Annotated in this window: 8 protein-coding genes; 3 read left to right on the top strand and 5 right to left on the bottom strand. The window is 72.0% G+C overall.

Going from position 1 to position 14,522, the window contains the following annotated elements:
- The first annotated feature begins 138 nt into the window (after window positions 1–138).
- Entirely contained in the window at window positions 139–1,488 is a 1,350-nt protein-coding gene (locus tag ACF08F_RS19175) for a M64 family metallopeptidase (RefSeq protein ID WP_392299702.1), read from the top strand.
- Between the two features lie 53 nt (window positions 1,489–1,541).
- Here ACF08F_RS19175 and ACF08F_RS19170 read toward each other — a convergent pair whose 3' ends face one another.
- From ACF08F_RS19170 to ACF08F_RS19155, 4 genes are all read right to left on the bottom strand, one after another.
- Window positions 1,542–1,814: a hypothetical protein gene (locus ACF08F_RS19170; RefSeq protein ID WP_392299701.1), complete on the bottom strand. Its 273-nt coding sequence runs from the start codon at window positions 1,812–1,814 to the stop codon at window positions 1,542–1,544.
- A gap of 3 nt (window positions 1,815–1,817) precedes the next feature.
- Window positions 1,818–3,971 carry a SpoIIE family protein phosphatase gene (locus ACF08F_RS19165; protein ID WP_392299700.1) on the bottom strand — a complete coding sequence of 718 codons (2,154 nt, stop codon included), beginning with the start codon at window positions 3,969–3,971 and terminating at the stop codon, window positions 1,818–1,820.
- A gap of 220 nt (window positions 3,972–4,191) precedes the next feature.
- On the bottom strand, window positions 4,192–7,305 hold the full coding sequence (locus ACF08F_RS19160; protein ID WP_392299699.1) for a glycoside hydrolase family 3 N-terminal domain-containing protein: 3,114 nt from the start codon (window positions 7,303–7,305) through the stop codon (window positions 4,192–4,194).
- 53 nt (window positions 7,306–7,358) lie between these two features.
- The gene (locus ACF08F_RS19155; protein WP_392299698.1) at window positions 7,359–9,272 is read right to left on the bottom strand and encodes a ricin-type beta-trefoil lectin domain protein; all 1,914 of its coding nucleotides are present in this window, start codon (window positions 9,270–9,272) and stop codon (window positions 7,359–7,361) included.
- A gap of 215 nt (window positions 9,273–9,487) precedes the next feature.
- Here ACF08F_RS19155 and ACF08F_RS19150 point away from each other — a divergent pair, with 215 nt between their 5' ends.
- Window positions 9,488–10,771 (top strand): ricin-type beta-trefoil lectin domain protein, encoded by a 1,284-nt coding sequence (locus ACF08F_RS19150; protein WP_392299697.1) that lies wholly within the window; start codon window positions 9,488–9,490, stop codon window positions 10,769–10,771.
- Window positions 10,772–10,984: 213 nt separating this feature from the next.
- A complete protein-coding gene (locus ACF08F_RS19145) occupies window positions 10,985–12,076 on the top strand; it encodes a PP2C family protein-serine/threonine phosphatase (RefSeq protein ID WP_392299696.1) in 1,092 nt (363 codons plus the stop codon).
- 37 nt (window positions 12,077–12,113) lie between these two features.
- On the opposite strand, the gene ACF08F_RS19140 is transcribed toward ACF08F_RS19145, so the two are convergent.
- Window positions 12,114–14,513 carry a SpoIIE family protein phosphatase gene (locus tag ACF08F_RS19140; protein WP_392299695.1) on the bottom strand — a complete coding sequence of 800 codons (2,400 nt, stop codon included), beginning with the start codon at window positions 14,511–14,513 and terminating at the stop codon, window positions 12,114–12,116.
- Window positions 14,514–14,522: the final 9 nt, after the last annotated feature.

Here is a 14,522-nt window from a genome sequence, read left to right as displayed (position 1 = left end):
GCGGACCCCCCTGGTTCGTGAACTGCCCAGTATCCAGGCGCGGTAGGCATTGCGCACCCCTCGCCCTGCCTCTAGGTTAAGCGACTTGTTCAGCACATTTACCGAGCTGCTTAACTCGCCTGACAAGGGGCTGATTTCATGCGTACAGCACGACGCGGAGCGGTGACGGCCGTGGCGGCCGTCGCCCTCGCGGCCGTACTCGCCGCCGCGCCCGGCAGCGCCGCCGCGGACCCGACGGCACCCCCCACGACCGGAGTCGAGGTCGAGATACCCGGGCCGGAACACGGGGTGATCGCAGGGTCCGGCCACACGCGCGTGTCGCCGGAGGGCCTGAGCCGGCCGGCCGCCCGCCTGACGGCCACCGAGGCGGTCGCCGACGGCGAGGTGGCCAAGATGGTCGACAACGGCCCCACCGCCGACCGGCTCGACATCGTCGTCGTCGGAGACGGCTACACCGTCGACGAACTGCCCCGCTTCCACGCCGACGCCCAGCAGAAGTGGGCCGAACTGACGGCCGTCGAGCCGTACACCACCTACCGCAACCTCTTCAACGTCTGGACCGTCGACGCCGTCTCGAACCAGTCCGGCGTCTCCGGCGACCCCGCCCCCGACACCCTCCGGGACACCGCGCTCGGCTCGTATTTCTGGTGCGACGACATCGAGCGGCTGCTCTGCGTCGACCAGGGCAAGGTCGACGGCTACGTGGCGAAGGCCCCCGAGGCCGACCTGGTCCTCGTCCTCGCCAACAGCACCAAGTACGGCGGCGCGGGCTACAACGAACGCAGCGAGACCCTCGGTTACGAGGGCATCTCGACGGCCTCGGCCGGCAACGAGAAGTCCGGCCAGGTCGCGATCCACGAGACCGGCCACTCCCTGGGCAAGCTCGCCGACGAGTACTTCTACCCCGACTACCCCGGCTACGAGCGGTACGAGGGCCCCGAGCCCGCCGACTCCAACATCACCACCCTCACCGCCGACGAGCTGGCCCAGCGGGGTGCCAAGTGGCACCACTGGCTCGGTGAGCCCTCTCCCGACGGCGGCACCGTCGGCGCGTACGAGGGCGGCGGCTACTACGTCACCGGGCTGCGGCGCCCCACCGAGAACTCCCTGATGCGGTCCCTCGGCAAGCCCTTCAACCTGCCCGGAGTGGAGGCGATGATCGCCGGCTTCTACCGCGAGGCGCGCATCGCCTCCCCCGTCACGTCCACCGATCGCACCCTCCGCAGGGGCGACACCGCCAAGGCCCTCGTGCCCCGGCTCACGGGGGCGGACGGGCGTCAGCTCACGGTCCGCTGGTACCTGGACGGGCGGGAGTTGAAGTCCCTGGCGGGCCGCACCGACGTACGGGTGTCCGACCTGACCCTGCGGCTGCTCGACCTCCGGACGCACAAGCTGTCCCTCACCGTCGAGGACCGTTCGCCCTCGGTGCGGGACCGCGCCGTCGCCCGGACGATGAGGTCCACGGTCAGCTGGACGGTCCGGCTCTGACAGCTCCGCGCAGGGGCCCCGCACCGGCGTTCATCGGGGTCGTACCGTCCGTGTCAGCGGCACTGGCCGTAGCGGGGACCGCGTACGACGAGCCCCCGCAGGTCCGGGGCCGGGGTGTTGTCCTCGCACCTCAGGGGTCCGTCGACGGTGGTGCCGCTCAGGTCGGTGCCGCCGGCGTCGGCCACCAGGGTGACGGGGCCCGTGACCGAGCTGCCGTCGCACAGGGCAACGGTCCGGCGGTCTCCCGGATGGCCGAACCGGCCGTCGAGCGGCCGGCACAAGCCGTAGCCGAGCCCCGGAGCGGCCCGGCCTGATCCGACGGTCACTGCTCAACGGGACGGTCGCTGCTCGGCGGCGGGGCCGCCATCCGAGGCCGGCGGCGCTGCGAGGGTGCGGGATGCCCACAGCGTCTTGCCCCGTCCTGAGGGCCTCACCCCCCAGCGCTGGGTGAGGTGGGCGGTGATGAACAGGCCCCGGCCGTTCTCGTCCGTGTCCAGGGCACGGCGCAGGTGCGGACTCGCGCTGCTGTCGTCGGTGACCTCGCACATGAGCGCGCCGTCGTGGATGAGCCGCAGCTGGATCGGCCCCTTCGCGTAGCGCACGGAGTTGGTGACGAGTTCGCTGACGACGAGGGCGGTGTCGTCGATGACGTCCTGGGCCAGTCCCCATTCCGCGAGTTGGTCCATGGCCTTCCTGCGGGCCTGCCCCGCGCTCTCCGGGCTGTTGGGAAAGGTCCACGCCCTCGTCCGGGACTCGTCCAGGACGCGGGTGCGGGCCAGCAGCAGGTAGGCGTCGCGCGCCGGCTGCTCGGGCGCGAGGGCGTCGGCACACGTGTCGCACGCGGCCTGGAGGGAGGGCTGCGGTTCGGCGAAGAGGTCGGTCAACCGGCTCAGCATCGGCTCCCGCCCGCCGGCCGCGGTCAGCAGAGCGGTGTTGCAGATCAGCAGGGTACTCCCTTCGGGCAGGACGCGTTCCGTGAGCGCGTACTCCGCGAGGCCCTGCCCGAGCGGTGGCCCTGCCGCGACGTCGAACAGTTCGACGGTTCCGCCCGGATGGACCAGAACCGGTGACGGATGACCCGCGCTCGCCGCGCTGCACAGGCGGGACACCGGATCGTAGACGAGGCAGAGGCAGGTGGCGGGCGTGTCCTCACCGGCGTCGGGTTCAGCGGTGTCCGGCGGGCTGCTCGGCCGGCCGGCGAGGTCGTGAAGACGCTGGAGGATGTCGTCCGGCGACAGGTCGAGGTCGGCCAGCGCCTCGATCGCCGCGCGGAGCTCGCTCATCGCCGCCGGGCGTGAGGTCCCGGACGTGGTGTCCCCGGCCACGAGGGCGACCCTGGACCCGGAGAGGGCGACGGCGTCGGACCAGCCGCCGCCCGTGCCGGCCGGCAGGTGGGTGCGGGCCAGTTCGACGGCCGTGACCACGGATGCCTGCGCATGGGCGAAACCGCCGGACAGGACGCGGGCGGCGGAGCGCTCGCGCCCGTAGAGGCGGGCGTTGTCCAGGCATTGGCCCGCGTGCGTGGTGAGCTGCTGCGCGAGCCTCAGGTGCCGGTGGTCGAACGGGGCCTGTTCGCGCCAGCGGTAGAAGCAGGCCAGGCCGAGCACCACGCCCCGCGCCCGGATCGGCACCAGCAGCATGGAGTGCACCGCCGCGCCCAGTATCCGGGCATCTCGCCGGCGCCGGGGGTCGAGCCAGTGGGCGTCCGGGCGCAGTCGGCGGATCAGCTTGGGGGCCAGGGTGTCCAGGACGGTCCGGTGGGGCGTGCCGGGCGGGTACACGTCCACCTCCCCGACGGCGGGGACGCCCTGCTGCTCCGGCCCGGCGACCGAGCGGAAGCCCACGCGCCGCACGGTCTGATCGCGGTCGAGGGCGTCCGCGGTGGGAGCCCGGCCGCCCAGGACGACGTCGTACACGTCGACGGTGACGGTGTCGGCCAGGGCCGGGGAGACGACCTCGCAGAACTCGGCCGCCGTGCGGAAGATGTCGAGCGTGGTGCCGATCCGCGCGGCCGCCTCGTTCTGCAGGCGCACCTCCGCCTCGGCCCGCACCCGGGCGGTGATGTCGGTCAGTGAGGCGGCCAGACCCAGCACGGTGCCGTCGGCCCGCTGCAGGCGGAACGCGGACACCGAGGAGACGGTCTCGACCGGGGGGACACGGCGGTCGCGGAAGCGGATGCTCAGATCCAGCTCGGGCACGCCGGTGTCCAGCACCCGGCGGGCGGCCCGTTCCACGGCGGCGGGGTCGGTGATGTCGAAGGACCGCAGCATCTCCGGCAGCGTCCGGCCGAGCAGGAGGTCGGCCGGGAACCCCCGCATCAGGCGAGCGGCCGTGTTGACCCGCACCAGACGCAGCTCCCGGTCGTACACGTGGAGGCCCAAGGGCGACTGGGAGAAGAGGGCGTCAAGTACGGCGTCCCCCAGTTCCTCGGGGACGGACCGGCTGTCCGGATGATCCTCACCGACCACTGTGTGAACGCCCATTCGACGAGACGGGTGGATTGCGCTGCGTACCATGCAACGCCTGCCCCGCCCACCCGGCCACCGCAGTGGAGTGACCGGGTGATTCCGCCGGCGGCCGCGGCGACCGGGCCGCACGGGCCGGGCCTGCTGGAGGGAATCCGCCGTACCGCCGCCGATGGCGGGCGCGGCCCGTGGCTCCGCCTGGTGCGGGGCCACGGGCCGCTTCCGTGTTCCGGGACGTTCAGCGCGCCGCGCGGAAGGCCTCGGTCAGTTTGCCGACCGCGCCGGCGGGGTCGCCGACGAGCAGCAGGTGGTCGGCGTCGGCGAAGGGCTTCGACGAGCGCTCGGTGATGTTCTGGCCGATGTGGTCCTGGACGATCAGCCGGGCCCGGCCCACGAGCAGGCTCGCCGCGGCGGACTTCCCGTGGCCGGCCTTCTGGAGGGCGCGGGCGGCCAGGCCGATCGCGCGCAGTGCCGGCTCGCCGCCCTGCGGGGTGGCGCGGAGCGTGGTCAGGCCCCAGCCGTACGGGAACTGGGGGTCGTACCGCGTGTCGCCCACGTTCAGCGGCAGCTGGTTCTCCGACTTCGGCCAGCTCACCGGCAGTTGCCCGGTGAAGGGCTTGCGGCCGTAGAGGACGTCGGCCACGCCGTCGCCCTCGGTGCCGGGCAGCCAGGACGCGACCAGGGCGTCGATCGCCGGCAGTCGGTCGCCGATGAGCTGCGGGCGGCCGGAGACGACGAGGACCGCGCAGGGCATGGCGGCGCAGACCCGGTCGACGGCGGCCTTGTCCGCCGCGCTCAGTTCCAGGTCGTGGCCGTTGCCGACGTCGCCCATGCCCTCGGCGTACGGTGTCTCGCCGACGACGACCACGCCGACGTCGTGGCCGTCGGTGGGCGTGGTGGCGTCCTTGGAGTAGGTGAGGGTGGCCCCGGGATCGGCGGACTTCCGCATGGCCTCCAGGATGGTGGTGCCGGTCGTCGTCCGGCCGGAGGCGCCCTGCCAGGAGACGGTCCAGCCGCCGGCCTGGTTGCCGAGGTCGTCGGCGTTCGAGCCGGCCACGTACACGTTCTGGGCCGGCTTGAGCGGCAGGACGCCGCCCGTGTTCTTCAGGAGCACCTGCGAGGCGGCGGCCGCCTCGCGCGCCACGGCGCGGTGCTCGGCCGAGCCGACGGCGGCGAGGTGAGTGGTGTCCGCGTACGGCTTCTCGAAGAGGCCCAGGCGGAACTTCTGGGTGAGGATCCGGGCGACGGCGTCGTCGATCCGGGCGGTGGGGATGCGGCCCGCCTCCGTCTCGGCGACCAGGGTCCTGGTGAACTCCTGGTAGTTGGTCGGCACCATGATCATGTCCAGGCCGGCGTTGACCGAGGTCCGTACATCGCTCGGGTAGTCGCCGGGGATCTGGTCGATGGCCTGCCAGTCGCTGATGACGAAGCCTTCGAAGCCCATCCGGTCCTTGAGCACCCCGTTGATCATCTCGGCGTTGGCGTGCATCTTCACGGGGCCCTGGTCGTCGCCGAGGACGTCGAGCGAGGAGTACGAGGGCATGACGGTGCCCACGCCGTGCTTCACGGCCTCGGTGAAGGGCGCGAGGTGCACGGCCTCCAGTTCCTCGCGGGTGACGCGGGTGACGCCCTGGTCGATGGTGTACGAGCCGGTGGTCGACGAGCCGAAGGCCGTTCCGCCGTCGCCGACGTAGTGCTTGGCGGTGGTCAGCACCTTGTCGTTGCGGTCGAGGTCGCGGCCGTCCCGCGCGCCCTGCATCCCGTCGATGACGGTCTCCATGGCGGTGACGAGCGCCGGGTCCTCACCGAAGGCCTCGTAGGAGCGGCCCCAGCGCTCGTCCCGGGTCACGCACACGCAGGGGGCGAAGTCCCAGGGCACGCCGGTGGCCCGGACCTCCTTCGCGGTCACGGCGCCGGTGCGGGCGGCGAGGGCGGCGTCGCGTCCGGCGCCGATGCCGATGTTGTGCGGCATGATCGTCGAGCCGATGACGTTGTTGTGCCCGTGCACGGCGTCCACGCCGTAGATCAGCGGGATCTGCCAGCGGGTGGCCTGGGCGCGCAGCTGGTAGGCGTCGACCATCCGGGCCCAGGCCTCGGGCGTGTTGGGGGTCGGGACCGAGCCGCCGCCGGAGAGCAGCGAGCCGAGGGCGTAGCCGGCGATGTCGCCGGGCGAGCGCAGGGCGTTGCGCTCGGCCTGGGTCATCTGGCCGGCCTTCTCCGCGAGCGTCATCCGGGAGAGCAGGTCCGCGACCCGCTTCCGCACGGGGAGCCGCCGGTCCAGGTAGGGCAGTCCGTGCGCGTTGACCGCGACGACCGGGGTCTCCGCGGGTGCCTTGGCGCCGTCGACCGTCAGCTTCACCGGGATCGTCTCGGCCGCTTCGCCGGTCCTGTCCTTCAGGGTGGTCACGGTGATCGAGCGGGTCGTCCCGGAGGGCGTCCCGGCGGGGAAGACGAGGGTGCCGCTGACCGGGGTGTAGTCGGTGCCGGGGCGCGCGGGCCCGGTGTCGTCGGTGGTGTACGCGACGGTGACCGGCTCGCCGGTCGGCTGGGAGCCGGTGGTGGCGACCGAGACGTCGATCCGGGCGGTGCCGCCCTCGTCGACCGGGTGCACCGCCGCGCCGGTGACGACGCGGGTGTTCAGGGCGGGTTCGGCCTTGCCGTAGAGCTCGATCGCGTCGACGGCGAAGCGGCCGCCCGGCGCTCCGGTGGGGAGCGTGAGCGCGTACCCCCACATCTTGTCGAGGCCGAGGACCTGGTCGATGCCGCCGACGGGCTGGTAGTCGGCGCGGTAGTGGAACTCCGAGAAGGGGATCTCGACGAGGTGCCAGCCCTCCCAGTCGTCGGTGAAGGAGGTGGTCCACAGCTCGGACGCCTCGCCGTTGGCGCCGCCGTCCTTGAGCTCGAAGTTGATGCGCTTGCCGGAGCCGGGGGGCAGCGGGGCGGTGTTCTGGCCGTACCACCAGAAGCGGATGCCCTTGTACGGGGTCCAGTCGTGCGCCGGCCTGTCGAAGGCGAAGTCGTGGGTGAAGCCGCCCCAGCCGCTGATGTCGTAGCGGCCTTCGAGGACCTTGGCGCCCTCGGGGGCGTCGGGGCGCTCGGCGAGGGTGAGCTCCGGGTGGTCGTCGGCGTCGCTGCCCCAGGTGAACAGGCCCTCGGCGGGCGGTCCCGCGAAGGGGACCTCGCCCTCGAAGCGGTCGACGGCGCGGGGCGCCGGGTCGGCCACTGCGGGGGACGCCGTGGCGCTGGGTACGGCTCCGGCGAGCAGCCCGGCGAGGACGGCGGTCACGGCGGTGACGGCGAGCGGCAGGGTGCCGCCGGGCCTCCTGCGACGGAGGGGGTGCGGGTGTGGCATGCAGGGGTCTCCTGGAGAGAGGGGAGCGGATACGGGTGGTGGCTGCGGGTCCGTCAGGAGGGCTGGTGGGTCCACTTCTGGTTGGCGGCGCCCGTGCAGGACCAGATCTGGGTGCGGGTGCCGTCCGTCGAGGTGTTGCCGGTGACGTCGAGGCACTTGTCGGCTGTCGTGTTGACGACGTCGTGCGTCGTGGCGTTGTACGACCAGCGTTGTGCGCCCGTGCCGTTGCAGGTGTGGAGCTGGACCCTGGTGCCGTCGGCGGTCCCGCCCCCGGTCACGTCCAGGCACTTCCCGAGGGCGCGGACGGTGCCGTCGGCGGCGAGGGTCCACCGCTGGGCGGTGGTGCCGTTGCAGGTGTAGAGCTGCACGGGGGTTCCGTCGGCGGTGGCCGCGCCGGCGACGTCCAGGCACTTCCCGGCGAGGCCGGTGAGCGGTCCGGTCGGTGCGCTCGTGGTCGTACCGGACCAGGTGAAGGTGGCGGTGGTGCGGGCCGGGAGGGTGTACGTGAAGGACTGGCCGCCCCAGTCGACGCGGACGGACTGCGCGGAGGTGCCGCCGTTGTGGGCGATGAGCGCCTTGGAGCCGTCGGGGTTGCGCCAGGCGACGTTCTGCACGGTGGAGTCGGCGGTGGAGGCGATGCGGTACGCGCCGGGGCGGACGAACTTGGTGAGGTGGCCGGTCGTGTAGTACTCCACCGTGTAGTCGACCTGTCCGGCGCGCGGACCGCCCTGCTGGACGGTGATCAGCCCCGTGCAGGTGCCGCAGCCCCCGTTGTGCGGGCCCATGTCCTGGTTGAGCGCCAGGCTCCACTTGGTCAGGCTGCTGCTCCAGTTGCGGGCGTAGTCGACGATGTCCTTCAGGTCCTCGTTGTGCTGGTTGCCGACCCAGGTGCCGCCGGAGTGCTCGGTGCTGAACTGCTTGACCGCCGGGTACTGGTCGTGGACCTGGCTGCCGACGGCGGGGTCGCCGAAGTAGCCGTGCCAGGCGATGCCGCCGAAGAGCGGGTCGTTGCGCACGGCCGCGTCGTTCAGGACGCCGGAGCCGAAGTTCGCGTAGTCGCCGTAGTTCCAGTCGTGCACCAGGACCTTGGTGGTGATCCCGGCGGCCCGGAAGGCCGGGTAGACGTGGTTCTTGGTGAACTCGGCGAGGCCGGACGGGTTCCAGCTCATGCCCGGGTAGTTCATGGCCGTGGGGTTGCCGGCCTGGCAGCAGTTGGGCTCGTTCTGCACGGAGAGGTAGTCGACCTTGACGCCGGCCGCCTGGTAGCTCTGGATGTACTTGACCAGGTACTGGGCGTAGAGCGGGTAGTACTCCCACTTCAGCCAGCCCATCTGGTCCATCCGGCCGTTGTCCTTCATCCAGCCGGGGGCGCTCCACGGCACGCCCTTGAGCCGGAGCGCCGGGTTGAGCTGCTTGGCCTGGACGGTGAGGAGCCGCACGTCGGTGTCGTAGCCGTTGGTCCCGAAGTCGTTCAGGTCGCAGCAGGTGTCGTCGAGGGAGACGTTGCCGGGCCGGGAGAGGTCGGAGGCGCCGATCGGGTTGCGGACGAAGGTGAGGCCGATGCCGTCGGTCGGCGAGAACAGCTTGCGCATGACGTCGTCGCGGGTGGCGGCGCTGATCGCGCCGCCGCGCAGGAGGTGGGCGGTGGTGTCGGTGATCGACGCGCCGCCGCCCTCGAACTGCTGGTAGGTGGTGTTCTCGTCGACGGCGATGACGCGGTTCGCACCGCCGCCGGCGGGGCCGAAGGCGATCGGCGCCTGCGGGGCGAGGCCTCGTGTGACGGTACGGCCGCCGGCGTCCGAGGTGGTGGTCAGCCAGACGTCGACCCGCTCGCCGGCGGCCTGGGCGACGCCGGGACCGGTCATGACGAGGCCGCTCGCGAGGAGGGCACCGGTCACGAGGGCGGCGAGACGGCGGGGGCGCCGTCCGCGGCGTGGGCCGAACCAGGAGCTGCTCCTGTAATGCACCTGACAGACCTTTCGTCGATGAGGACCTGACCTTCGCTCTTTCTTTAAGGTGTGAAGCTATGGAGGCACCTTGTCCGCGTCAACCCCTCCCGCATACAACTCCCGAACGGAGAAGACCGGTTGCGGGCCGATTCGCCTCAAGGTCTTGTCGGCTTGGTCCGGACAATGGCACTCTTCGTTGCCGTCCACGACCCCGACCGTCGGCGGTGACATCGATGTCCGCATTACCCTCTCGACGATCACGGCTTCTCCTGGCCCTCGGCCTGGGATGCGCCACGGTGGCGGCTCTGGTGAGCCCCACCGCCCAGTCGTCCGCGATCGCGGCGACGACCTCGGCCTCGGCACCGGCGGCCGAAGTCGGCGCCCAGGCCACCACGTTCAGCGACGAGTTCAACGCCCCGGCAGGCACACCGGTCGACGGCTCCAAATGGAACCTGGAGACCGGCGACAACGTGAACAACCACGAGCGGCAGTACTACACGAACTCGACCCGCAACGCCGCGCACGACGGCCAGGGCAACCTGGTCATCACCGCGCGACGCGAGAACCCGGGCAACTACAACTGTTGGTACGGCCGCTGCGAGTACACCTCGGCCCGGCTCAACACGTCCGGCAAGTTCACCCAGACGTACGGCACCTTCGAGGCCCGGCTGAAGATGTCACGCGGCCAGGGCATGTGGCCGGCGTTCTGGATGCTGGGCAACGACATCGGCAGCGTCGGCTGGCCGCAGAGCGGCGAGATCGACGTGATGGAGAACGTCGGTTTCGAGCCGAACACCGTGCACGGCACCCTCCACGGTCCGGGCTACTCGGGCTCGGGCGGCATCGGCGCCGGCCACTCGATCGGCTCGCCGTTCGCGGACGGCTTCCACACCTTCCGTGTCGAATGGGCGCCGAACAAGATGGTCTGGAAGGTCGACGGCGTCACCTACCAGACGCGCACCCCGGCCGACCTCGGCGGTAAGCAGTGGGTGTTCGACCACCCGTTCTTCCTCATCCTCAACCTCGCCGTCGGCGGCTACTGGCCGGGCGACCCCGACGGCAGCACCCCGATGCCGAACACCCTGACCGTCGACTACGTCCGGGTCACGAACGACCAGCCGGCCCCGCCGACCGGCAGCGGCGGCCCGATCACCGGCCTCGGCGGCAAGTGCGTCGACGTGGCCGGGGCGAACCCCGCGAACGGCACCCCGGTCCAGCTCTACGACTGCAACGGCTCCGCGGCCCAGCAGTGGACCGTGAACGCCGACGGATCGATCCGTGCACTGGGCAAGTGCCTGGACGTCACCGCCGGAGCCACGACGGACGGCGCCAAGCTCCAGCTGTACGACTGCAACGGCACCGGCGCCCAGAAATGGCGTGTGGAGGCGGCCCGCGACATCGTGAACGTGGCGGCGGACAAGTGCCTCGACGTCCCGAACAGCAACTCGGCGAACGCCACCCGGCTGCAGATCTGGACCTGCAACGGCACCCCGGCACAGAAGTGGACCGTGGGCTGAGTTCCCGGTCCCGACCGCGTCGGAAGCCGATTCGGGACCGCCCGCACCCGAGCCACGCTCCCGGCGGCCAGGCCTTCCTGGCCGCACGGGGGCCGGCCCGCTCACACCTCGCAGTCGGCCCTGACCGTCCGTGTCGTCACGTGCCCTGCGACGTGTGGACCGCTGACCGCCGCCGCGTCGCTGAGCGGCCCCCTCGCGGATACTCTGGGATTCATGATCGAGTCCGGACGGCCGCGGCTCCGTCGGAGCCATGGCTATGGCTGGCTGGTGCGGCTGTCGCCGGTGATTCTGACCGTCGTGATCGCCGGCCTTGCCTACGCCACCCCGCCGGAGATGGCCTTCAGCCGCCTCCTGCCCGCGGCGCCGGCCCTGGCCGCCTCCATGTGGCCGGTCCTCCCGACCGTCCTGCTCGGGACCGCCTGCCTCCTTCTGATGATCGGCCTCAGCCTCGTCTTCCCCGACCTGGGGACGTGGTGGACGTGCGGGGGCATCGTCGCGGTCACCGTGGCCGCCGCGTACGGAAGCCATGTCCGGCTCCAGCGGGAGCGCACCCTCTTCCAGGTACGGCTCGTCGCCGACGCGGCCCAGCAGGTGGTGCTGCGGCCCCTGCCGCACCGCTTCCGGAACGTCGAGATCGAGTCGCTGTACCTCGCCGCCGCAGCGGAGGCCCGTATCGGCGGGGACTTCTACGAGGTGGTCGATACGCCGTACGGAGTACGGCTGCTCATCGGCGACGTACGGGGCAAAGGCCTGCCGGCGGTGGGGGCGGCCGCGGCGATCGTCAACGCCTTCCGGGAGGCGGCACACGGCGAGGCCTCCATGGCCGACATCGCCCGCAGGCTCGACGCCAGCTGCGCCCGGCACAACGCCGCCCATCCGCCGGAGGCACCGATGGAGCGCTTCGCCACCGCGCTGATCGTCGAGATCCCGCATCAGGGCGGCCCCATCAGCATCGTCAACTGCGGACACCCCCCGCCGTTGGTCCACGGTCCGAAGGACGTGCGCGTCCTGGAGCCGTCCGCCCCGTCGCCCCTGCTCAGCCTCGCGGAGTTGATCGGTGACCAGTACCGTGCGGACGCCTTCGACTTCGCTCCCGGCGAGCTCCTCCTCCTCTACACGGACGGGATCGCCGAGACCCGCGCCCGTGACGGCGAGTTCTTCCCGCTGACGGAATGGATGCGCCGACAGCTCCCCACACCTCCCCGAGAGCTGCTCACGGCCCTGCACCAGGACCTCCTCCGCCACAGCAGAGGCAGCCTCGACGACGACATCGCCGCCCTGGCCGTACGGCTGCACACGCCATGAGCAACGCGACCCGCGCGGAAAGGGCGGCACGTGGCCGTCACGTCACGGGCAGGGCCTGCTCCGCCCAGATCGTCTTGCCCGCCGGCATGTAGCGCGTACCCCAGTGCTCGGTGAGCTGGGCGACCATGAACAGTCCACGCCCGCCCTCCTCGTCACTGCCGGCGTAACGGGCGTGCGGTGAGGTGTGCTGCGAGTCGGACACCTCGCAGATGAGGGAACGGTCCCGGATCAACCGCAGGCCGACCGGCCCGGAGGCATGACGGATCGCGTTGGTGACCAGTTCGCTGACCACCAGTTCCGTGGTGAAGGCCAGATCGTCCAGGCCCCACTCCGCGAGCTGTTCCACGGCCATCGCACGAGCGCGTGCGACGAGCGCGGGGTCCGGTGGCAGCTCCCAGGTCGCCACCTGCCGTGCCCCCAGCGCGCGGGTGCGCACGACGAGGAGCGTCCTGTCGTCCTGCACCTGGTCGGACGCCAGCTCCGCGACGATCTGGGCGCACAGCCGGTCGGACGACGATCCCCGCTGCTCGCCGAGCACGGCCGCGAGCCGGTCCAGCCCCACGTCGACGCCCTTCCCCCGGACCTGGACGAGACCGTCGGTGAACAGGACGATCAGGCTTCCCTCGGCGAGCTCCACCTCCACGCCTTCGTAGGGAAGCCGTTTCACGCCCAGAGGAGACCCCGGCGGCAGGCGAAGGAAGCTGACCGGGCCGTGCGGCTGCACCACGGCCGGTGCCAGGTGCCCCGCCGCCGCCCAGGTGCTCGTCCGGAGAGCCGGATCGTAGATCCCGTACAGGCACGTCGCCCCGACGGCGCTGCTGCCGACCGCGTCTTCCCCGTTGTGGTCCGACGCGTCCTTGCCGACCTGATCGTTCAGCCGCGCCAGGAGTTCGTCGGGCGCGAGGTCCAGCTCGGCCAGGGTGCGCACCATCGCGCGCAGCCGCCCCATGGTGGCGGCGGCCCCGAGGCCGTGGCCGACGACGTCTCCCACGACGAGTCCGACACGTGCCCCCGACAGCGGAATGACGTCGAACCAGTCGCCGCCGGCGCCGAGGTGGCTGTCGGCCGGCAGGTAGCGGCTCGCCGCCTCGACCCCGCTCAGCTGGGGCAGCGACCGCGGCAGCAGGCTGCGCTGGAGCATGAGCGCGGCCGTGTGCTCCCTGCGGTACCGCCGGGCGTTGTCGATGCACACGGCGGTCCGCGACGCCAGTTCCTCGGCCACGGCCCGATCGCCGTCGTCGAAGGGTTCCGAGTCCTCGCCGCGTACGAAGGTGACGAGGCCCAGGGGCGTCCCCCGCACGATCAGCGGGACGTACAGCCGTGTGGGCGCGCCCGCGACGTCGGCGGCCGACCGACCGCCGGCCAGGCTCTCGGCCTGCGACGATCCGGCGGCGTACGCGACCCGCTCGCCCACCCGGGAAGGGGCCCCCTCGGAATCCGCGACGCGTACGAGGCCCCATGCCGTGACGGGCTTCGGTTCCTCTCCTTCGAGGACCTCTGCCGCGATGTCGACGAGCACGGCGCCGGCGAACCGGGGCACGGCGACCTTGGCGAGCTCCGCTGCCGTTGCGAACGGGTCGAGCGTCGATCCGATCCGCGCGCCGGCCTCCGCGAGGAGCGCGAGGCGCTGCTGCGCACGGTAGTGGTCGGTGACGTCGATGGACTGTTCGCACACGCCCACCGGGTCTCCCCGGCCGTCCAGCAGTCGGAAATAGGACGAGGACCAGACGTGCTCACGCCGTGGGTCGGTCGGCGAGGGCCCTCGGAAGTGGACGTCGATGACCGGCTCACCGGTCTCGAGGATCTGCTGGACGAGGTCCTCCGGCGGCGTCGGGTGCTGGGCGCTGAGGACGTCACCGGGAAAGAGTTCGGTGATGGAGCGGCCGAGCAGTCCCGTGAGGTCGCCGCCGAGCTCCCGGACACTGGACGCGTTGGCCCACAGGAGGCGCGCGCCGGGACCGTAGATGGTCAGTGTCACCGGCGACTGGGTGACGAGTCCCTGCAGCATCGCCTGTCGCGTCTCCCACCAGCGAAGCCCCTCCAGCTCGGCCGCCCTGAGGACGGCGACGGGTGCCTGACCCGAGGCGGCCCCGTCGGAGGCGGGGGTCAGGGGGTGCAGGGTCACCGCCACGCGTACGGTGCCTCCGCCGCGGTGGCGCACGTCCATGACGGTGCTGCGGGTCCCGCCGAGCGGCAGCCGCTGATCCGGCCGCGGCTCGCCCGGTCTGTCGCGACCGGCGGGCGAGGTGGCGATCAGGTCCGCGGCCCGGCGTCCCAGTACCTGCGAAGCCGGATACCCCAGGAGGGCTTCCGCCTCACGGCTCCACCCGACGAGCACGCCGTCCGCGGCGACCAGGGCGAAGGCCGCCGGGGGCGGGCCGAGGCGCCCGCCCTCGTCCTCCCCGGCGGGAGGAGTGAACGGCAGCAGCCTTTCCATGCTCCCATC

Source organism: Streptomyces sp. NPDC015130 (genome assembly GCF_043080005.1).
Lineage (GTDB): Bacteria > Actinomycetota > Actinomycetes > Streptomycetales > Streptomycetaceae > Streptomyces.
Note: the sequence above shows the minus strand (reverse complement) of the source record. Positions and strands in the feature narration are given on the sequence as shown.

Coding starts and splice junctions, on each gene's coding strand:
- ACF08F_RS19175 (WP_392299702.1), top strand. CDS start 139: ATGCGTACAGCACGACGCGGAGCGGTGACGGCCGTGGCGGCCGTCGCC.
- ACF08F_RS19165 (WP_392299700.1), bottom strand. CDS start 3,971: ATGGGCGTTCACACAGTGGTCGGTGAGGATCATCCGGACAGCCGGTCC.
- ACF08F_RS19160 (WP_392299699.1), bottom strand. CDS start 7,305: ATGCCACACCCGCACCCCCTCCGTCGCAGGAGGCCCGGCGGCACCCTG.
- ACF08F_RS19150 (WP_392299697.1), top strand. CDS start 9,488: ATGTCCGCATTACCCTCTCGACGATCACGGCTTCTCCTGGCCCTCGGC.
- ACF08F_RS19145 (WP_392299696.1), top strand. CDS start 10,985: ATGATCGAGTCCGGACGGCCGCGGCTCCGTCGGAGCCATGGCTATGGC.
- ACF08F_RS19140 (WP_392299695.1), bottom strand. CDS start 14,513: ATGGAAAGGCTGCTGCCGTTCACTCCTCCCGCCGGGGAGGACGAGGGC.